The organism is Bacteroides sp. RCH18 (assembly GCF_058231005.1).
In genome coordinates, this window is record NZ_JBIPTC010000002.1 from 1763445 (window position 1) to 1783737 (window position 20293).

19 protein-coding genes and 2 tRNA genes are annotated in these 20293 nt (G+C 44.7%); 8 read left to right on the plus strand and 13 right to left on the minus strand.

The window, feature by feature from the left end; genetic code table 11:
- Positions 1 to 65: 65 nt before the first annotated feature.
- Both ACHLI0_RS22150 and ACHLI0_RS22155 read right to left on the minus strand, forming a co-directional pair.
- Entirely contained in the window at positions 66 to 2180 is a 2115-nt protein-coding gene (locus ACHLI0_RS22150) for a virulence-associated E family protein (protein ID WP_490750061.1), read from the minus strand.
- 86 nt (positions 2181 to 2266) lie between these two features.
- Complete coding sequence (locus ACHLI0_RS22155; protein WP_008760437.1) at positions 2267 to 2497, minus strand: DUF4248 domain-containing protein; 231 nt, start codon at positions 2495 to 2497, stop codon at positions 2267 to 2269.
- Positions 2498 to 2690: 193 nt separating this feature from the next.
- Here ACHLI0_RS22155 and ACHLI0_RS22160 point away from each other — a divergent pair, with 193 nt between their 5' ends.
- From ACHLI0_RS22160 to ACHLI0_RS22170, 3 genes are read left to right on the plus strand one after another with little or no spacing between them, the layout of a single operon-like run.
- Entirely contained in the window at positions 2691 to 3194 is a 504-nt protein-coding gene (locus ACHLI0_RS22160) for an HU family DNA-binding protein (RefSeq protein WP_151209583.1), read from the plus strand.
- A gap of 60 nt (positions 3195 to 3254) precedes the next feature.
- Positions 3255 to 3422 (plus strand): hypothetical protein, encoded by a 168-nt coding sequence (locus ACHLI0_RS22165; RefSeq protein WP_008766753.1) that lies wholly within the window; start codon positions 3255 to 3257, stop codon positions 3420 to 3422.
- Positions 3409 to 3858 (plus strand): N-acetylmuramoyl-L-alanine amidase, encoded by a 450-nt coding sequence (locus ACHLI0_RS22170; RefSeq protein ID WP_008766752.1) that lies wholly within the window; start codon positions 3409 to 3411, stop codon positions 3856 to 3858. The genes ACHLI0_RS22165 and ACHLI0_RS22170 overlap by 14 nt, the downstream gene beginning before the upstream one ends.
- On the opposite strand, the gene pflA is transcribed toward ACHLI0_RS22170, so the two are convergent.
- Both pflA and pflB read right to left on the minus strand, forming a co-directional pair.
- Positions 3851 to 4576 carry a pyruvate formate-lyase-activating protein gene (gene pflA, locus ACHLI0_RS22175; RefSeq protein ID WP_490750184.1) on the minus strand — a complete coding sequence of 242 codons (726 nt, stop codon included), beginning with the start codon at positions 4574 to 4576 and terminating at the stop codon, positions 3851 to 3853. The genes ACHLI0_RS22170 and pflA overlap by 8 nt on opposite strands.
- Before the next feature lie 16 nt (positions 4577 to 4592).
- The gene (gene pflB, locus ACHLI0_RS22180) at positions 4593 to 6821 is read right to left on the minus strand and encodes a formate C-acetyltransferase (RefSeq protein ID WP_225693276.1); all 2229 of its coding nucleotides are present in this window, start codon (positions 6819 to 6821) and stop codon (positions 4593 to 4595) included.
- Between the two features lie 240 nt (positions 6822 to 7061).
- On the opposite strand from pflB, the gene ACHLI0_RS22185 reads away from it, so the two are divergent.
- The 3 genes from ACHLI0_RS22185 to lnu(AN2) all read left to right on the plus strand — a co-directional run bounded on the left by ACHLI0_RS22185 (position 7062) and on the right by lnu(AN2) (position 9216).
- Positions 7062 to 7146, plus strand: a tRNA-Ser gene (locus ACHLI0_RS22185).
- Between the two features lie 327 nt (positions 7147 to 7473).
- Positions 7474 to 8679, plus strand: coding sequence for a macrolide efflux MFS transporter Mef(En2) (mef(En2), locus tag ACHLI0_RS22190; RefSeq protein ID WP_122270910.1), 1206 nt, complete (start codon positions 7474 to 7476; stop codon positions 8677 to 8679).
- A gap of 24 nt (positions 8680 to 8703) precedes the next feature.
- A complete protein-coding gene (gene lnu(AN2), locus ACHLI0_RS22195; RefSeq protein ID WP_004308783.1) occupies positions 8704 to 9216 on the plus strand; it encodes a lincosamide nucleotidyltransferase Lnu(AN2) in 513 nt (170 codons plus the stop codon).
- Positions 9217 to 9734: 518 nt separating this feature from the next.
- Here the strand turns inward: lnu(AN2) and ACHLI0_RS22200 are convergent.
- The 8 genes from ACHLI0_RS22200 to ACHLI0_RS22235 all read right to left on the minus strand — a co-directional run bounded on the left by ACHLI0_RS22200 (position 9735) and on the right by ACHLI0_RS22235 (position 18207).
- Positions 9735 to 10016 (minus strand): YybH family protein, encoded by a 282-nt coding sequence (locus ACHLI0_RS22200; protein WP_445536420.1) that lies wholly within the window; start codon positions 10014 to 10016, stop codon positions 9735 to 9737.
- Between the two features lie 88 nt (positions 10017 to 10104).
- Entirely contained in the window at positions 10105 to 11508 is a 1404-nt protein-coding gene (locus ACHLI0_RS22205; RefSeq protein ID WP_004308779.1) for a hypothetical protein, read from the minus strand.
- A gap of 211 nt (positions 11509 to 11719) precedes the next feature.
- The gene (locus ACHLI0_RS22210; protein WP_004308778.1) at positions 11720 to 12676 is read right to left on the minus strand and encodes a DUF8464 domain-containing protein; all 957 of its coding nucleotides are present in this window, start codon (positions 12674 to 12676) and stop codon (positions 11720 to 11722) included.
- A 212-nt stretch (positions 12677 to 12888) separates the two neighbouring features.
- Complete coding sequence (locus ACHLI0_RS22215; protein ID WP_008766855.1) at positions 12889 to 13965, minus strand: AAA family ATPase; 1077 nt, start codon at positions 13963 to 13965, stop codon at positions 12889 to 12891.
- A 14-nt stretch (positions 13966 to 13979) separates the two neighbouring features.
- Positions 13980 to 14288, minus strand: coding sequence for a DUF3853 family protein (locus ACHLI0_RS22220; RefSeq protein WP_004308776.1), 309 nt, complete (start codon positions 14286 to 14288; stop codon positions 13980 to 13982).
- 224 nt (positions 14289 to 14512) lie between these two features.
- A complete protein-coding gene (locus ACHLI0_RS22225; protein WP_122270914.1) occupies positions 14513 to 15556 on the minus strand; it encodes a hypothetical protein in 1044 nt (347 codons plus the stop codon).
- Between the two features lie 8 nt (positions 15557 to 15564).
- On the minus strand, positions 15565 to 16860 hold the full coding sequence (locus tag ACHLI0_RS22230) for a PDDEXK nuclease domain-containing protein (RefSeq protein ID WP_005924237.1): 1296 nt from the start codon (positions 16858 to 16860) through the stop codon (positions 15565 to 15567).
- 63 nt (positions 16861 to 16923) lie between these two features.
- Entirely contained in the window at positions 16924 to 18207 is a 1284-nt protein-coding gene (locus ACHLI0_RS22235; RefSeq protein WP_004308773.1) for a site-specific integrase, read from the minus strand.
- Between the two features lie 280 nt (positions 18208 to 18487).
- On the opposite strand from ACHLI0_RS22235, the gene ACHLI0_RS22240 reads away from it, so the two are divergent.
- Positions 18488 to 18575: transfer RNA gene (locus ACHLI0_RS22240), tRNA-Ser, on the plus strand.
- A 174-nt stretch (positions 18576 to 18749) separates the two neighbouring features.
- On the plus strand, positions 18750 to 19757 hold the full coding sequence (locus ACHLI0_RS22245) for a beta-ketoacyl-ACP synthase III (protein WP_008760442.1): 1008 nt from the start codon (positions 18750 to 18752) through the stop codon (positions 19755 to 19757).
- 50 nt (positions 19758 to 19807) lie between these two features.
- On the opposite strand, the gene nuoE is transcribed toward ACHLI0_RS22245, so the two are convergent.
- Entirely contained in the window at positions 19808 to 20284 is a 477-nt protein-coding gene (nuoE, locus tag ACHLI0_RS22250) for an NADH-quinone oxidoreductase subunit NuoE (RefSeq protein WP_008766748.1), read from the minus strand.
- Between the last annotated feature and the right edge of the window lie 9 nt (positions 20285 to 20293).

A 20293-nucleotide genomic window follows, 5' to 3' on the forward strand; every position in this document is an offset into this window, starting at 1 on the left:
AATAAATGCAGAGTATCTGTCAAGATGACTCTGCATTTTGCTATATTCACAAGGCTTTCCCGCTTCTATTCATACAGCCTGTTTGATTTTACCTGCTCGATATCTATAATAAATACGGCATATCGGCGCCCGTTATTTCCTTTTTTGGATTCAAAATGGTGTTTAGTCATCACTTTCCCCAACTGTATTTTTGATCCGATGGAATACTGATAACCGGTACGCTCACGTATTAGTTCCGCAATCTCACTGACAGTCAGATAATAAACCTTCTCGAAACGTTCCGGCTTGCGGATATGCGTAAGAACCATTTCTTCTTCCGGTGAATGAAAGATGAAAGCCTCGTTATTCTCTTCAAGCCGTTCATTGTCCGCTTGCGTGAACCAGTATTGATATCCCGGCTTATTCAGCAGATATTTGATCTGAGCATAGAGTTGCGCATAATTGATGGTAATAAATTGGATGGAATAAGGATGAAAACAAAGGAAACGCCGGTTGCCTGTCGTGTCGTGAAGCACTTCCTGATAATTGCAGGTTCCTGCAAAAGAGGCCGTATGAGGGAAGTTTTGCGAACGGCGTGCATATGGCAGACGGAAACTAATCACTTTGCGCGTTACCAAATCTTTGAATGCATTCAGTTCCCGACCGCTCATCCCTTCAAACTCGTCGAGATTGATCAGCATGGCCTGCGTTATTTTAGCTAAATCATCTTTATTGTTCGAATTGATTAGTCCGGTAGAGAGATAAGCACGCAGTTCGGGAGGCAGGAGATTATTGATAAAGGTAGTCTTTCCTATGTTCTGTATCTCGCTGCATAGCAGAAGTACCGTGTGATTGACAATATTCTCCTGAGTAGCCGCTGCGCACATCGCCACCAGATAACGTTCCAGGCATTCCGCCCAAAACTCCTGATGACTCGTCTGGACACTATCCGCCAGGATACGGATATAGTCGGTTCCGTCCCATTCGGGCAGTAATTCGAAATACTCGCGAATAGGATGATACGACTGGCTGAAATCGGAGTAAATCAGATTTTCGATTGTTTTGACAGTACAGGGATATCCCAACTCGTTGATTTCTATCCAGATACTGTTTTCCATCATCTCATCCAAGATGCGGAAAGGCTCCGGTTTCTCGGTGTCGGGACGCCTTCTGCGATATTCCATGATATGCAGCACTTCGTTGTAGCGTGTTTCGTAGTGCTCGCTGATATATTGCTCTATCCGTAATATTCGTTTCTGCGTGCCATTCAGCTTACAGGTATTAAATTCGTCGGTATGAGCGTAGGCGCTATTGATCAAAGAGACTGTCTCGTCTGCCGGAAAGTCTGTAAACTGGCTTTTGATAAAAGCGGATGCTTCCTCCTGCGGAATGCCGTAGCGATTGAAGGTACATGAGAGATGGTGCAGATAATTGTTCCGGTTGCCTGCTATGTATTTTTCGGATTTGTTGTGATAGTAGGTTAAAGTCAGCACCAGAGAAGCGTTGGCGGAATGGGCGTTGAGCGCTGTGTCTTCATTCGTCGGGGGGCCGTCCGGAGGAGTCTGTTGTTTACTGCCGGAGAGACTTTTACGATTTGAAACCTTGTAGGATGCCTGAGGTTGATCTACAAGAAAAGCGTCAGCGTTCGGATTGAAATAGATCTCCGGATCGTAAGAGAACAGACAGGTGCGTGCCACATCCTGACCGGAGGTGTCGATTTCTATCTGACAGAGTTCGGTGTAAAAAGAAACGAGTCTGGTGTAAGCTGCATGATGGAAGTCTTCTATTTCTTGAAGGGTTTCGGGCAATGTCTCATCCGGATGGCATGCGCGTACTATGATTTTCACGCCCATCCCTTTGGGACTGATAAAGGCGATGCGGGTGTAATCGCATCTCTTGATGATAGGGAGGATGCGTGCCAATTCTTCTTTGCTGAGGTGGTCGATGTCTATCACGATGTGTCCCAGATATTTGACGAGGTTCACTTTGGTACGCCTTCCTCGGTAGCTGGCGGAGAAGGCGATTGCCGGCAATTCTTTTTTCTTCTCATTGGCAGCCTTTTCTCCTTGCTCTGCAAAGATGCGGCGTATTTCTTCGACTTTTTCCCGGTAGGTAAAACTGCCGATAGTGGACACTATTTCTTCTTCGGTCATCTCTGCTATTGCGTAGTAGAAACCTTGAAATATGGTGAAATGTTTCATTTTTATTTTGATTATTGTTTGTCGATGCAAAGGAACTTCTTTGCGAAAATGTGTAAAGGAACTTTGTGTAAAATGGCAATAAGTTACTACGGTTCGCCCAAAAAGTGTATGATAGTTGCCACTTGTTTCGGCGAAAGGAGACGGTTGCGTGCGCGGTAACCTTCCTGCTCGAGTTCGTGCAGGAGAGGGAGGTTGTAAATAATCCAACGACGAAGTATTTGTAAAGCAACTTTGAGGCAGACATGGGGATTGTAAAGGTGAGCCAGTTCCGCTTTGGTATAGGTGCGGATAAGGAAAGAATCTTCTTTGTAATTCATGATGTTTTCTTCTTGTTTTATGCTATAAAGTTACAAAAAAATCCTTGTTTTTCAAAGGTTTGACTTCGTTTTTATTCGTTGGGAATCAAGAAACTTCGTTGGGGAATATGGCTTGTCCGGATACCCTTATCTTTGTGCTGTTAACAAGAAAGGGATGCATCCTATGTATTATAAACTTTAAAATTATTTTATTATGGCAATGACAGTATCTTATTCAGTGGTGCCGCGCAAGAATCCTGCAAAAAAGAGCGAACCGGCAAAGTATTATGCACAGGCGCAGGCGTCGGGAGAGTTGGACTTTGAAGAGTTGTGCGAAGCGATCACCAGTCGTTCTACTTGTACGGAAACGGATGTACGTGCGGCTATTTCGGGTATTCTTTACGAAGTGAAGCGTGCGTTGAAGGCAGGAAGAATTGCGAGGCTGGGCGATTTGGGCAGTTTGCAGATAGGACTGAACAGTGAAGGTGCGGCATCGGTCAAGGAATTTTCCGGTTCGATGATTAAGGGGGCGCATCTTATTTTCCGTCCCGGAAAGACGCTGGCGGAGTTGATGAAGATTCTGAGTTATCAGCAAGTGCTGACCCGTGCGGTGGCGCAGGCGGGTGCGGGCGATGACGGGGGAGAAGACCCTGACAAGAACCCCGGTTCCGGCGGTGATGGCTCCGGCGATGAAGAGGCTCCGGACCCTACGGTATAATTGGCAGACGGGTCAAGGTAATAACGAATTAAAATAACTACCACTTAATATTTTGATAAGATGAAAGAAATAGTAAACCGGATTTTAGATGTGATCATGTATCTGATTCCTTTCTTCGGAAAGAGAAAGCGGGACAAGGTGGTGAGAGAAGTGCGCTATCATACTACTTGTAAGGAGGTGTGCAAAGTGAAAACGACGGAAAGGGAAAAGGAACATGAGAAAGATTAGTCTGATCGTGATCCATTGTTCCGCCACCCGTGTCGATTGCGACTTTACGGCAAAGGATGTGGATACGGCTCACCGTTATCGTGGCTTTTCGTGCTGGGGGTATCATTATTATATACGCAAGTCGGGCGAGATTGAGCCGATGCGGGATGAAGATACGGTCGGAGCTCATGCACGTGGCTATAATGCGATCAGCTTAGGTGTATGCTATGAGGGCGGTCTGGATGAGAATGGAAAAGCGGCGGATACGCGTACCCCCCGTCAGAAGGAGGCGCTACATCGCTTGGTACACGAATTGTTGCAGCGTTATCCGGAAGCTAAAGTAGTAGGGCATCGGGATTTAAGTCCCGACACCAACTATAATGGGATCGTAGATCCTTGGGAACGGATTAAAGAATGCCCTTGCTTTGAGGTCATTGGAGAATTCTCCATTAATTAACTACCACCGTAGTGAAATACTCTTTGAATACCTCCGCAGCTTTTTCAAGCTGTTCGGGGGTATTTTCTTTTACCCCTTTCATCTTGTATTCCTGTCCCATCGCTTCGTACTTATGTACGCCCAGTGTATGGTAAGGCAGTATTTCCACCCGTTGGATCATCTTATATTTTCCGAGTGCTTCTCCCAGTGCGCGTATGTCTTCTTCAAAATCGCTGTATCCGGGCACTAGCACATAACGCAGCCAGAAAGGTTTCTCCTGTTCTTCCAGCCAGGCGGCCGTGCGGATGGTTTGCTCGTTGCTTCTTCCGGTCAGCGTCTGATGGCGGTTGGGGTTGAATTCCTTTATATCCAATAACACAAGATCGGTCAGCTTGAATAATTCTTCTACGTCTTCGTTCCAAAGTCCTCCGTTGCTGTCCAGACAGACATGGATGCCTTTTTCTTTCAGTTCGCGGACCAGCGGGACGAGTGCTTTCGCCTGAAACGTCGGTTCGCCTCCGGAGAAAGTGATTCCTCCTCGTTTCCCGAAGAAGGGGCGCTGGCTCATTGCCATGCGGACGATTTCTTCCGGTGGGGTAGGCGTGCCTCCCTTTCCTGCTATCGTATCCGGATTGGCGCAATAGAGGCAGCGGAAGTTGCATCCTTGAAGAAAAACGACGAGCCGTAAGCCCGGCCCGTCGAATGTTCCCATACTTTCGTATGAATGTACGTTTATCATCATATAGAGTAATAGATTACATACGTTCGTGGAAGCTACGGCTGATAACTTCCAGTTGGTGTTCGCGGCTCAGCTTCACGAAGTTTACGGCATAGCCGGAAACGCGGATGGTCAGCTGCGGATAGTTCTCCGGATGCTCCATGGCATCGTACAGCATATCACGGTTCAGTACGTTTACGTTCAGGTGGTGGGCACCTTTGGTGAAGTAACCGTCCATCATCGTCACGAGGTTCTCGATACGGTCTTCGTCCGTAGCACCCAGTGATTTCGGAACGATAGAGAAGGTGTTGCTGATACCGTCCTGTGAGTCACGGTAACGAAGTTTCGCTACAGAGCTCAGAGAAGCGATCGCACCATTCTTGTCGCGTCCGTGCATCGGGTTGGCACCCGGAGCGAAGGCAACACCTTTGGCACGTCCGTCGGGAGTAGCACCGGTCTTTTTGCCGTACATCACATTGGAAGTGATAGTCAGCAAGGAGAGGGTAGGACGGGCATTCTTGTAAACAGGCAATTTCTTCAATTCTTCGCTGAAGAAGTATACCAGGTCTACGCCAAGGTGGTCTACCTTGTCGTTGTCGTTACCGAAGCAAGGGAATTCTCCTTCGATGTCGAAGCCTTCTGTCAGGCCGATATCGTTGCGGCGGGCAGTTACTTTCGCATATTTGATGGCAGACAGTGAGTCGAGTGCGATGGAAAGTCCGGCAACACCGTAAGCAAGGTTTATGCGCGGGTTCGTATCTACAAGAGCCATCTGGGCTTTCTCGTAGTAATACTTGTCGTGCATATAGTGGATGATGTTCATCGCTTCGTTATATACGCGGGCGATTTCGGTCAGCACTTTCTTGTAGTTGTCCATTACTTCTTCGAACTTCAGCGTGTCACTGGTCAGTACGGGGATGTTCTTCACCATGACTGTACCGGTATTCTCGCAACGTCCGCCGTTGATGGCAAGCAACAGGGCTTTGGCCAGGTTGCAACGGGCACCGAAGAACTGAATCTGCTTGCCTATTTCCTGATATGATACGCAGCAGGCGATTCCGTAGTCGTCGGACTGACGTACTTCGCGCATCAGGTCGTCATTTTCGTACTGGATAGAAGAAGTGTCGATAGAAACCTTTGCACAGAATTCTTTGAATCCTTCCGGAAGTTCCGGGCTCCAGAGTACGGTCAGGTTCGGTTCCGGTGAAGGGCCGAGGTTGTACAATGTCTGCAGGAAACGGAAAGAGGTCTTTGTCACTTTGGTACGTCCGTCGTTGAGACGTCCGCCCAGAGATTCGGTTACCCAGGTCGGGTCGCCTGCAAAGATGTCGTTGTATGATTGCATACGCAGGTGGCGGACCATACGCAGTTTGATGACAAACTGGTCGATCAGCTCTTGCGCGAACGATTCGGTGATGGTTCCTTTGCTCAGTTCATATTCCAGATAGATATCGAGGAAAGAAGAAACGTTACCCAGTGACATGGCGGCACCGTCTTGTTCTTTGACGGCGGCAAGGTAAGCCATATATACCCACTGTACGGCTTCTTGTGCCGTGTAAGCGGGACGGCTCAGGTCGAGACCGTAGTATTCGCCCATCACTTTCATGTCTTTCAGTGCCTTGATCTGTTCTGCCACTTCTTCGCGCAGACGGATACGGGCCTCTGTCATCGGACCGGTGAGGTTGTGCAAATCTTCCTTCTTTGCTTCGATCAGACGGTCGATGCCGTAAAGAGCCATACGGCGGTAGTCACCGATGATGCGTCCGCGTGCATAATTGTCGGGAAGTCCGGTGAGGAATCCCAGCGAACGGAAGGAACGGATTTCTTCCGTATATACGTCGAATACTCCGTCGTTGTGCGTCTTGCGGTAGTGAGTGAAAATATCTTTTACGCGTTCGTCCACTTCCACACCGTTTTCGTGACAGGCTTTGCTGACTACGTTGATACCTCCGAAAGGCTTGATGGCACGTTTCAGAAGTTCGTCTGTCTGCAGGCCGACGATCAGTTCGTTTTCCTTGTCGATATATCCGGCCTTGTGGGAAGTGATGGTTGATACGGTAACATTATCTAATGAGCGGACACCGTTGTTTTCTCTTTCTTCTGCCAACGCTTCGAGGCAGCGGTTCCATACGGCTTTGGTACGTTCTGTAGGTCCTTCGAGGAATGAAGCATCTCCGTAATACGGAGTGATGTTATGACTTACGAAATCTCTGACGTTGATTTCGCTGCTCCAAAGACCGTCTTTAAAGATCTTGTTTAATTCCATAAAATGATAAAATTAGAGGTTGTAGTTATCCTATTCTTTAGAGCGCACAAAGTTACAATCATTTTTCATATAATCAGCATAAATATGCTCTATTTTATGCTTTTCAACATAAAATACCTATTAATTGCTATCCTTAGGAAAAGATTAGATTAAATTTTTAGTGAAAACTCTTGCAAGTTTAAAATATCTTCGTACCTTTGCACCGCTTTTAACGAAAAGCACTTCTGATAAGGAAGTTTTGGAGAGGTGGCAGAGTGGTCGATTGCGGCGGTCTTGAAAACCGTTGTACCGCGAGGTACCCGGGGTTCGAATCCCTGTCTCTCCGCAACAAACGCTGAAAATCAGCAGATTGCAAAACAAACACCCAGTTTTACACCCAAGAATGCAAAGTCGGGTGTTTTTGTTTTATTTAAGATAATACAACCACTACATAATAAAAGAGTAGCGATATTAAAAGAATCCGATGAGAAAAGACTAATATTTATCTATCCATTCAGTTTGATTTTTCAGGACTTTACATCGTCCTGAAAGTATTTGTTATTGTATTCCAACGTCAGGAGTGGATTATAATACAAGTTTTTTGTGTGGATAGAATTTCGTTTTGCTTAATGTACGAAAGTACTTATCTATAAACGCATGAAATATTAGCACAATGAATCATTGGAAATCAACTTTGGCCGTGATAGGAATAGGCCAACTCATATCTATTTTAACAAGTTCGATTGTTGGCTTCTCCATTATTTTTTGGATTAGCAACGAATTTAAATCCCCGACAGCTTTATCTCTGGCTATTTTAGCTGGATTTTTACCACAATTTGTATTAGGCTTGTTTACCGGGGTCTATGTTGACAGATGGAATCGAAAGAAAACGATGTTTTATTCGGACTTGTTCATCGCGTTCTGTACCCTATGTCTTTTTATTGTGATAACCAAGGGTTATAAAGACCTTTCTTTTTTTTATCTATTGACTGCTTGTCGTTCAATAGGCAGTACGTTTCATGCACCTGCTTTACAGGCAAGCATCCCTCTACTGGTTCCCAAGCACCATCTTGTCAGGGTATCAGGTTTGTACCATTCCATTCAATCCTTCAGTGAGGTGATAGCTCCCGTTGTAGGGGCAAGCCTCGTTGTTTGGCTTCCCATACAGTATATTCTGCTCATAGATGTGATCGGAGCTGTTGCTGCTTGTCTGACCTTACTTTGTGTCCAGATTCCTTCTCTTCAAAAAACGAAAGTTCTTCCAGATTTCAAAAAAGAACTGACGGAATGTTGGCATACCTTGCGGCGTACAATGGGCATTTTGCCTTTATTCGTATGCTTTACGCTGGTGACTTTTGTCCTTATGCCTGTTTTTACGTTATTTCCTTTTATGACGCTTCTGCATTTCAACGGAAACATTTTGCAAATGGGAGTTGTGGAAATGGGTTGGGGCTCAGGGGCATTGTTGGGCGGTTTAGTACTTGCCTGTAAGGCTTTGAAAAGCAAGCAAACATTAGTGATGCATACGGCTTATGTGATATTGGGATTGTATCTGATTAGCGCCAGTTATTTACCATCAAGCGCATTTATAGGTTTTGTTTGCCTAACATTTACAGGAGGCATAGCCTATTCCATTTACCATGCGCTTTTCATCGCTATTATTCAGCAGAACTTGGCTTCGGACATGCTTGGACGGACTTTTTCTCTCATCTTTAGTTTGAGTACCTTTCCATCAATGCTGGGTATCGTAGCTTCAGGATATTGGGTGGAAGCATGGGGTATCACATCCGTCTTTATGATCAGCGGATGGGTTATCTTTCTGATTGGAGTGGGTGCAAATTTTATTTCTTCAATCAAGCAGTTGGATAATTACGCATAGTATTATTTATTAAAGAATTATTATATGACAAAGAAAGAACACACTACGATTACAGAGTTATTTCAAGTTTTGGACTTGTTGGAAAGCCTGGACATGCAGTTTTGGTTGGATGGAGGCTGGGGAGTGGATGTCTTGTACGGACAGCAAACCCGCTTGCATAGAGATATTGACATTGATTTTGATGCCAATTATACAGACCAACTCCTTGATCTTTTGCAGGAGAGAGGATATCAAATTGAAACAAATTGGTTGCCCACCCGTGTGGAACTGTATAGCAAAGAATTAGGCTATATTGATATCCATCCTTTTGTCTTGAATGCGGACGGCACTTCCAAACAAGCCGACTTGGATGGAGGCTGGTATGAATTTCAACCGGACTATTTTGGAACAGCAGTCTTTGAAGGCAGAAGCATCCCTTGCATTTCTGCAAAAGGGCAACAAGTATTCCATTCGGGCTACGATTTAAGAGAGAAGGATATTCACGATTTATCTATAATTAAACAATGTATAACAACAATGAGCCTAACAATTAGATAAGAACAAGAAAATGACAGAAAAACAAATTGTCTGGTATATCTTACTTACAGAAGTAAAGATAGACAGTGACACCCAGTCTGTCACATCCCTGAGTGTAGCTCCATTGGCAGTCTTGCCGGAATTCCAGCGTAAGGGAATTGGGGGGGATGTTGATTCAGTAAGCCCATCAGAGGGCAGCACTTTTGGGTTACGGCACAGCAGTCGTATTGGGGCATAAAGAGTATTATCCTCGATTTGGCTATCGCAAGGCTATCGATTTAGGAATTGAATTTCCTTTCGAAGTCTCTCATGAATATTGCATGGTGGCTGAATTAATACCTGGAGCTACTGAGAATGTGAAAGGTATGGTTTGTTATCCAACTGACTTTAAATAGTTTAACAAGTAAAATTCATTATATAACTCGGACTGGGTATTTCAATTTCCCAGTCCGTATTCTGATAGTACTTATTCAATTGGAAGATTGTGTTGCTTCAAGAATGAAAGTTTATCCCAATACCCTCTTTGAAAGACGATTTTGTTATCTTTTACATGAAAAAAATCCGCATCCACGAAGTCCAAGAGAGTCTTTCCATTCCATGATAGCCCATTCGCCATCTTCAAAAATATTTTCCACCATACAAACCATTTTAGCAGTGGTAAATTCATTCACAAACATTTTGTAGATTGATTCTTTACCTATTATTGGTTCGTTTGCGACTTGATGATTTACTGCATTAGTAGCATACAGCTCTGCTATATGATAAGCATCTGCTTTGTTAAAGCAATCTATCCATTTTTCCAAAACTTCTTTAGGCTTCATTTTTTATAAATTCTTAGGATTTTGATTCTGTAATAAAAACAATCTGTTTGGATGCATAGATACTTGATTTTATTAATAATAGGCTATTCTATATTCTAAATCCTCTGGATTTTTGCTCTCTCTGCACCGAGTTACGTAGATTCTGCTGTAACTTTTCCCATTGTTCCTTAAACCATTGTACTATGGGTTGTCGGTTTATGGTCAGCATAAGCTTACCACTATCCATCGGATGTTTCTCAACCCTAAAAATATCATTCTTGATGTCAAATTTCCACCTGTGTTCTTCGGAATAAATTTTGCCACTACATTGTATGGATTCTTTCTTTGTCAAGAGGTTTTCTATCATGTCTTTGGTAAACCCGATAACAGCGCATAATTTTTCCATTCTCAACATCTCTTTGAACATGGGAAACCATTTGTGGGCTTTTTCAAGCAAGGTGCTCAATCGTGATATTTCCTTGTCTTTGGCTTCAAGTTCTTGATTATGTATTCTTTGAAGATTACGAATTTGTCTGCTATGCTGTTCCTGTATTTGTTGTATCTGAATTTTTAATTCATCAGTAGCTTTGTCCCGTTTGGTAATTTCCTGATGTAGCTGCTCGATGTGATGTTCCAGTTCTTTCAGCTTACCGCTTCCGAAAAGAGAACCTACACCGCTTGCTATGGCGGTAGCAGCATTGGTGGCTGTTTTCTTTAGTTTGTCCGTGCGTATCTCTGCTTTTACCTGTTTGAGTTCCTGTTCGGCAAGGCTTACTTGTTGTTCCTTGTGTCGCTTGGTTTCCTCTATACGTTGCAGTTCGGCTTTCTGCTTCTCAATGATGAAATCATTTCGTTCCAGATGCTCTTTACCTGTGACAGCTTTTGCCTGTCCACGTTCCATCAGGAGAATATCGGAAGCAAGGGTCTGCATGGTTGCCATATCCTCGTCATTGAGCTTTCGGCTCTTTCCAGTTTCATGGTTCATCCAGTCGAATACGACATGAGCATGATAATTTGGTTTGAACCATCTGTTACCGACTTGGAAGCTCTCCTTGTCTTCTGCTTCCGGCTGACCGTTCAGCCAATGCCCTTCGTCTTTATGCAGGAAAATCTGTAGCGGAGTGATGCCCCAGCGTCTTTGGCACTCTTCACCGAATTTGCGTACATCAGCCAGTGTGGTGTCCGGTCTGATAAGCAATACTCCTTCACGGATGGGTGAGCATCCCGCCACCTTGATAATCTTTCCATTCTTTCCCTTGCGTTCCCTTTCCTTTTCCTGCATGGCACGTCCGGTCTTTTCCTTGACCATTTGCTTGATATTGTCATAATGAGTTCGCAGTTCGGGAGTGCCGAAGTCGGGATTTATCCACTGTTCGTTATCGGTGGAAAGTTCGGGAACGACATAGATTCTGGACTCCCCGATATTACGCATATACTCGGCAGTCCTTCGGTTGTGTGCCTCGCTCGATGCGATGTTGCAAGGCTTGATATGTATGCTTGATTTTGTTGCCATAGCTTCTTTCCTTTGTTTACAATTGATTTACTTTGCTCGCTTTCGCAGAGGGGTTCTTAGGGGTAACCCATAAGCGGAGATTGCAAAGAGAGGGTCACTCTTTGCTCGGGGTTCTCAGGGGTGAAACGCCCTGAGTGGGTCATTAGGGCAAAGCCCTAATCCCCTCGGGAGAGCCCACAACTACGAAAGCGAAGCGTGTAGTTATAGTGGGCTATAACTGGAAGCCGTTCTTCTTTTCCGGTGATTGGCTGCGCACCCCTTTGGCGGACTGGAGCTGCCTTTTTCTTTCAATCTGTTTCTGTAAGTATTCGTTCAAGTCCTTGCATCCTCTGTAAATCTGCGAAGCGTCCCGGATGTACCGCTCTCTGCCGTATTCCATGCGGATTTGCCGGAGTGCTTCCAGTCCTGCATGGTCGTTGTCGAAAAAGCAGTGGATGCGTTCGTAATTGCCCAACGGATAGAGAGCCTTGTTTACATTCGATACGGAGTTCAATACAATGTAGTCCTGCCCGTCCAATTCCGGATAATTTGGGCAGCTCTCTTGTCTCAATGTCAAAAAGGAGAGGTAGTCCATAAATCCCTCGAACACATAACAGGTATTCCTCGCTTTTCCCGACTGCCTGATGTGGGAGATTTCCTTTGGGGCGATGCAGCCCTTGAAATAGCGGTTGCGGATTTCATATCCACACGAACCATTGGGAAAGGCGATGGCAAAGTACCGCTTGCCGTTGTGAGTGAAACGTGCTTCACTACATTCTCTTTTCGCCAGTTTTATGTTAATTCCTCTACCTTGTAAGTAGGCAAGCAGGGCAGTAGATGACAGCGGAACAATCTCCAACTGTTGGAAGCTCGGCTCGGAAGAGTTTTGCTTTCCAAAAGAGAAAGATACCGGGCGCACGTGCGGTGTCTGCTCTGCTATCCGTTTCAAGATGTAAGGTACATGGTCGGTAGCGTACAGGTGTGCAGCCAGTTCTATGATACCACCACCTTTACCCAAACCGAAGTCATACCATTGTTCACGTTCGGTATTTACCTTGAACGAGGCTTCGGCTTCTTCCCTTAACGGTGATTTATACCACAGATTGACACCTTGTTGCTTGACGGGAGAATATCCTAAACTATGCAGATAATCCGCTATTCTGATTTGCTTGGCTGTCTGTATATCCATAAAATGATTGTTTTAGTAGTTGGTGAATTGGTTTATTTTTCTTTTTGCCCGTACCTTTTTAGGAAGTACGGTCTATAATCACTTCACTAAATTCTCGTATATATAGGATACGGTAATAAAGTGAAGTGATTTAGTCCCATTCCCCAAGCACTTCACTATATTCCTAATATATACACCCCGAGAATAAAGTGAAGTGATTGTAGGGAAATGGGCTAATAGTGGAAGTCAGGCATGAATGTGTATTTTCTGCCTGTCTCCTGCACTATCATCCGTTTGTTGCGGAGCATGGTGATGAGCGATACCGCCTTTTTATGGTTCAGCTTTACACCCACTGACATATAGGTCTTGATTAAGGCATCTTCCAGTTCCTTGTAGCCGTATTCCTCTTTCAGCCCGAAAACGGCTTCCAATGCGATACGGTGCTGCTGCTCGGTGATATGCCTGTAAGGGTCGAACTTCTCTTCTTCGGGTCTTCCCGGCTTCTTTGTTTCAGGTTTGTATCCCTCAATGAGTTCGGGAAGGGCTTTGTCGTTGATACGGAATGCGAAAGGCTCAAAGTCCATTGCCCGGATGTGAATGGCTGAAACATGGCTGATGTCACCGTTGCCCTTGTCCTTTTCTACCTGCAATACGGTTTCCGCCTTGTTGTTCAACTCCGTACCAATGTGCCCTCTTGCGTTCTCATCCCCTTTGTTCTGATGCAGTATCGTATGGATATGTATCTGCCTGTCGTCCGTCCACTGCATCAGCTTGGATATGATGCGTGTTGATTCACTGGGGCTGTTGATGTCATACACCATATCCCGTATGCCGTCTATAATTACAAGACCGATTTCGGGTGTATTGTAAATAGCCTGTTCCACAATCCTGATACGCTGCTCAGGCGTGTATTTTCTTAAGGCAAGAAATTCAAGATTCTCATTGTCCCTATCATCTGGCAAACCAGCCATTCGCAAAATGCGCGTCATGACTTTCAGACAATGGTAAGGGCTTTGCTCTGTATCAACATAAAGCACTTTCCGCTTATCTTCAGGCAGTTCAGCCACATACCGCAGCACTGTGCCGTTCTTCAATGCAGCGGCTACGATAGCCGATACATTGAACGTTTTTTTACTTTTGGCTTTGCCGATGGATGCGCTGAAATTACCCAATGTCCCAATGACAGAATCATGTACTTTAAGGATTTCAGGTGCTTTCTCATAACTTTTCGACAGGCTCAAACGTGAGGCTTGCCAAAGGATTATGGCTTCTTCAGCCGATATTTCCTTAGTCTCTTTCATATAGTCCATAGCCATGCCTCCCGTTATTTCCGTCCTCCTGTTTTCTTTCCAGCCAGTTCAAGGGCAAGCTCAACATCCACGATAATCTTACGTCCTATCTGAGTGATTGCCTTGTCAATCTTTCCGCTTTTCTTGATACGGTTGGCGGTGGGTAGGCTGCACCCGAACAGTTTGGCTATGCCCAGTATTCCGTACACATATTTTCTTTCTGTGTCTGTAATGGGCTGTGGCTGCGTTTCCGTTTGACGGGAAGCGTGCTTACTTAGGAATATGAACTCTTCACCTGTCATCTGCCAGACGGGTTTTGATAATAATTCTTGAAGATTTTTCATCGTTCAATCTATTTAGTCGTTTAACAATCAGCCCTGCGCACTGGCTGTTATCTCTGTTCTCGAACGATGCAAAATTAGGTAGGGTTGTAAGTGGTAAGGATGTGGTTGATATAAATGGAATATCTTGTTATTTATCTGAATATCAGATAATAAAAATACCACTCAAAAATTTAATTTGAGTGGTAAAAGTGGTTGTTTCGTAAAATGTCAGGGCATATCACAGATTATCGGAATATACCATCCATTTCTTTGGCAAATTTCCGGTTGCTGTCACTGGGGAAATCGGAAACAGGCTCTTTGTACTTTGACTTGTAGTAGCTTTCCTCAATATCCAATATTTTCAGGATATTCCTCTTCCAATTCTCCCTGTCCTGTTTGGGCAGTTTTTCGCTCATCAGGAATATCAGATAGCAGGTACGTATTTTTTCTCTCGGTCTGATTTGGGGTTTGGTGTCGCTTGGTAGCAGGTTCATGCAGGTATAGAAATCATGTTCGGAAATATTCTCGAACTGTTCTCCCACGCAGGTTACATGAATGAGCGAAAGCAGTTCCATATTGAAATACTCAGTCTGTTTCGTTCCCAGCACTTCTTCCTGTATGTTGGGGGCATTTGGTTCTTGTTCGGCTGGCTCTTCCGGCTCGTTTGTTTCATCAAATACATATTTCGCCAATGTCTCTTTGAGGTGGCAGCCCAGCCGATAGATTTCATTGAAACGGCTTTTTGCATATTGCAGGGCTTTCTCTCTGGTCTGTTTTTGCAGATCGTAGAGTTCGGTCAGCTTGTTTTTTTTCTCCTCGTATTCATCTTTGTACCGTTCATATTCCATTTCCGCACGCTTTTCATCCTCTGCAGTGTGTTCCCGATAACCTATGGAATCGTATCGGTGGTATGCTTCGTTTAGCGGAGCATGGAGCTTGGTCGTCTTGTATTGCTGTTCTTCTATGGCTTCTTTATAGATTTCTGAAACTCGGAAGCAGATATTGTAAACGGTCTGTTCATCTGGCATACATCCTTTCTTGTAATAACTTATGTTTTCGCATACTTCCTTTTTCAGGCTATTCAGAATCAGTGTGTATTGCTCCTGTGGAAGATGAAACACCAGTTCAAGAATGGCTGTTTCAAGAACCGTTACATCATTGTAGTCCAGATAGAACTTGGTAATGAATTTCTGCTTTTCAAAAGAGAAACCTTTATTATCAAACCAGTCTTTATATATTCTGTTCAATTCTCCGTATCGGGGAATCAGCGTTGTAATTACATCTTTCATGGACGCAACTATTTTTGAGTGTTATTGTCTTTGTCAAGGAAAGAGGCCAGTTCTTCTTCCACTTCTTCCACGCTGGGCAACGCTGATTTCAGTTTCTCGGGAATCGCTTTGCTCAATTGGTAATCGCTGATGCCGATGGGCTGGTCATAGCCTGTCAATGCGTATTGTGCCACAACTTCGTCTTTTCCCTTGCATAGCAACAACCCGATAGTCTTGTTGTCATTCTCTCCCCTCAGTTTATCATCCACCACATTGATGTAGAAGTTCAGTTGTCCTGCATACTCCGGTTTGAATGGGGTAGCCTTTAATTCTACCACGATATATGCGTGCAACGGAATGGAATATAGAATCAGGTCGGCAAAGAAATCGCTGTTTCCGACTTGGAAGTGCTTCTGCCGGGCAACGAAGGCAAAACCGTTGCCCATTTCCAACAGGTAGCGGGTAACGTGTTTCACCAGCTGTTCTTCAATATCCCTTTCGTCTGCTTTTTCTTTGGCTCCTGCCAAATCAAAGATGTACGGGTCTTTGAGTAGGTAATTGGCAAGGTCGCTTTGTGGAGCCGGAAGTGTGGTCGTGAAATTGTTTACCTTGTTGTTACTGATTTGTCGGCTATACAAATCACTGTCAATTTGCATTTTCAATACATTGCTGCTCCATCCTATTTCCACAGACTGCTTCATGTACCAGTAGCTTAGACCTAAAGGTAGCGAACTGTCAAGTATAGTCATTTGGCTTGTCCAGTTTATTTTGGCTATAGGAGAGGTCAAGAAAACTTCTTCTATTTCCCTGATTCCCATCCTGTAAATGGCAGACACGGTTTTTCCCACATCTTCAAATTGCGCAGGAACTTCCTGCGTAATTGCTAATGATTGACAATCAATCGATTGTATTTGCGCAGTAAGTTCCTGCGTAAATTGCTTGTCATTCAGTTTTAATACTTCATTGGTCACACTCTGTATGGTTGGGACAGACAGGCTTGCATCTGTTTCTATGAAACTTTGCAACGCTCTTAAAGGATATGCTTTTGCAAACTGGCACATATAGGTAAGGTTACGTTCCGAATAGCCTTTCTTTTCAGGGTAATGCAGTCGGATAGCCTTTGCCAACTGCTTGATGATTTTGCTTCCCCATCCGTGCAGCTGCTGGTGATAAAGGATGTAATTGCCTATCTTCCAGTAATGGAACAGCATTTGTGCATTGGCTGCAACAATCAGCCTTACTTGTGCCTGTTCTATTTCCGAACCGACCGCTTGTATGAATGTATCAAAATTCGTTTTCTCTATGTTGGATTCCTTGTTGCTCATATTGTGATGATAATTTCTACAAATATAGTCATTGGTAACTATCTATGAAACTGTTTGATACTTTTATAGTTGATTAAACTTGTTCATGGCATTTGCCTTAATATCATCCGCTATGTCAATGTAGGGTTTCATAGCTTTGTAGTCGCTGTGTCCCGTCCATTTCATGACCACCTGTGCCGGGATTCCGAGAGCCAGCGCATTGCAGATGAATGTCCTTCTTCCTGCATGGGTACTGAGCAAAGCGTATTTGGGTGTGACTTCATCAATACGTTCATTTCCCTTGTAGTAGGTTTCCCGTACAGGCTCGTTGATTTCTGCCAGTTCGCCCAGCTCTTTCAGGTAATCGTTCATCTTCTGGTTGCTGATGACGGGCAGAGCCATGTAATTCTCGAAATGGATGTCCTTGTATTTGTCCAGTATGGCTTTGCTGTATTTGTTCAGTTCAATCGTCAGGCTGTCGGCAGTCTTGACTGTGGTTATTTCGATGTGGTCGGACTTCACATCGCTTCTTTTCAGATTGCGAACATCCGAATACCGCAAACTCGTAAAGCAGCAGAACAGGAAAACATCACGCACACGTTCCAGGTATTGCTTATCCTTGGGTATCTGGTAGTCTTTCAGCTTGTTCAGTTCATCCCAAGTCAGGAAGATTACTTTTTTCGAGGTGGTTTTCAGTTTCGGTTTGAACGTATCGTATGCAATGTTCTGATGATGTCCTTTCTTGAAGCTCCAGCGCAGGAACCATTTGAGGAATCCCATTTGCTTGCCGATGGTGCTGTTTCTCATATCCTTGGTGTCACGCAGGAAGTTGACGTATTCGTTCAATCCAAACTCGTTGAAATAGTTGAACGTTGCATCCTCCTTGAACTCTTTGAGGTGGTTCCTCACTGCTGCAAATTTTTCATAGGTGGATGCCGTCCAGTTATTCTGGTTACCGCACTCTTTTACAAACTCATCGAACACCTCCCAAAAGCTGACAGGGGCTTCTTCCGGCTGTTCTTCGCTGGTGTCTTTCATTCTCATGTTGAAAGCTTCCTTCAACTGTTGGGTCGTTGGCATGACCTCCTGCACCTCAAATTCCTTGAAAATATTCTGGATTTCGGCATAGTATTTCAGCAAGTCCGTATTGATTTCGGCTGCACTTTGCTTTAGCTTGTTGGTACATCCGTTCTTTACCCGCTGCTTATCTGCATCCCATTTGGCTACGTCAATCCGGTAGCCCGTTGTAAACTCGATGCGTTGGCTGGCAAAGATGACACGCATACGGATGGGTACGTTCTCTACGATTGGCACACCGTTCTTTTTCCGGCTCTCCAATGCAAAAATGATGTTGCGCTTGATATTCATAATTGGGTGCGTTTGAAATTCTACACCCAAATATACACCCAATTATTGAGATAGCAAAAGACATTTAGAAACATTTACTTTTACTCTATATTGTAATTTACACTTGATTATCAGTCGTTTGCAGTTTTATGATATTCTGTGAAAGTATAAGTTCGAGAGCCTGTCTCTCCGCTGGAAAGCAGCTTTTGGGCTGCTTTTTTGTTTTTATGGAGGGCGACGCCTCCGATGTTGTGAAACGAAAACGGGAGCGTTTTCTTAGTGTTTATTGAGTTTTTTGAAAGGAGAGATGCTCGAGTGGTTGAAGAGGCACGCCTGGAAAGCGTGTATACGCCAAAAGTGTATCGCGGGTTCGAATCCCGCTCTCTCCGCTGAATCTGAAATTTAGTCAAAACTTCTCGTTCTTTAGCCAAAAGTTCTTTTCATAGGTCAAAGTGTCTGGTATTTCTAGTACTCTTCTCTTGTATATCATTCTCTTTTCTGTATATTTGCGCCCGATATTTTTTTTGAGATATCACATATTTGTAATTCTGAAAATAGACTTGATGGATAAAATAAATGCGGTAATTACTGGGGTCGGGGGATATGTGCCCGATTATGTGCTGACTAATGATGAAATTTCTAAAATGGTGGATACCACCGACGAATGGATCATGGGGCGTATCGGCATAAAAGAACGACATATCTTGAATGAAGAGGGGCTTGGAACTTCGTATATGGCCCGTAAGGCCGCCAAGCAGTTGATGCAACGCACAAAGAGTCATCCCGATGATATCGATCTGGTCATTGTCGCCACTACTACTTCGGACTATCGTTTTCCTTCAACGGCATCTATCTTGTGCGAAAGACTGGGCCTGAAGAATGCTTTCGCTTTCGATATGCAGGCGGTTTGCAGCGGTTTCCTGTATGCGATGGAAACGGGAGCGAATTTTATCCGTTCGGGGAAATATAAAAAGATTATTATTGTAGGTGCTGATAAGATGTCGTCCGTAATCGATTATACGGACCGGGCCACTTGCCCTATCTTTGGCGACGGTGCGGCCGCTTTTATGCTGGAACCTACTACGGAAGAGGTCGGCATCATGGATTCGGTGCTGAGAACGGATGGTAAAGGGCTGCCTTTCCTGCATATTAAAGCGGGAGGTTCCGTATGTCCTCCTTCCTATTATTCATTGGATCATCATCTGCATTATATTTATCAGGAAGGCCGCACGGTGTTCAAGTATGCCGTAGCGAATATGTCGGATTCCTGTGAAGCTATTATCGCCAGAAACCACTTGACTAAGGAGGATATTGATTGGGTGATTCCCCATCAGGCTAACCAGCGTATCATTACCGCTGTGGCGCAACGGCTGGAAGTACCGTCCGAGAAAGTGATGGTCAACATCGAACGTTATGGCAACACCAGTGCCGGCACGCTTCCGCTCTGCATCTGGGATTTTGAGAAAAAACTGAAGAAAGGCGATAATCTGATATTTACTGCATTCGGTGCGGGATTTGCCTGGGGAGCGGTTTATGTGAAGTGGGGATACGACCCCAAAGAAGATGCGTGACATATCGGATACCCGATACGTCACATCCTCTTTTGAAGGGCGGGGAAGACTTATTCCAGTTCCTCGATAATCTTCTTCACATCTACCGGTTGCAGTCGTCCGTACACCTTTTCGCCGATCATCACTACCGGAGCCAGTCCGCAGGCGCCTACGCAGCGCAGGCAATCCAGCGAATACTTTCCGTCGGGGGTGGTTTCTCCGACTTCGATGCCGAGTACCCGCTTGAACTCTTCCAGCAACTTCTCCGAACCACGTACGTAGCACGCCGTGCCCATGCAGACGGAAATCGGATGCTTTCCTTTGGGAGTCATCGTAAAGAAGGTGTAGAATGTCACAACTCCGTAGACTTTCGACACGGGGATTCTGAGTTTGGAGGCTATGATCCGTTGCATCTCTTCGGGCAGATAGCCGTGCAGATGTTGTGCTTCATGCAAAATATTGATTAATTCGCCCGCATTGTTCCCGTGCTTGTCGCAAATCGTCTTGACTTGTTCCACCACATCGCAGGCTAGCTTGATATCTGACATAATAGTACT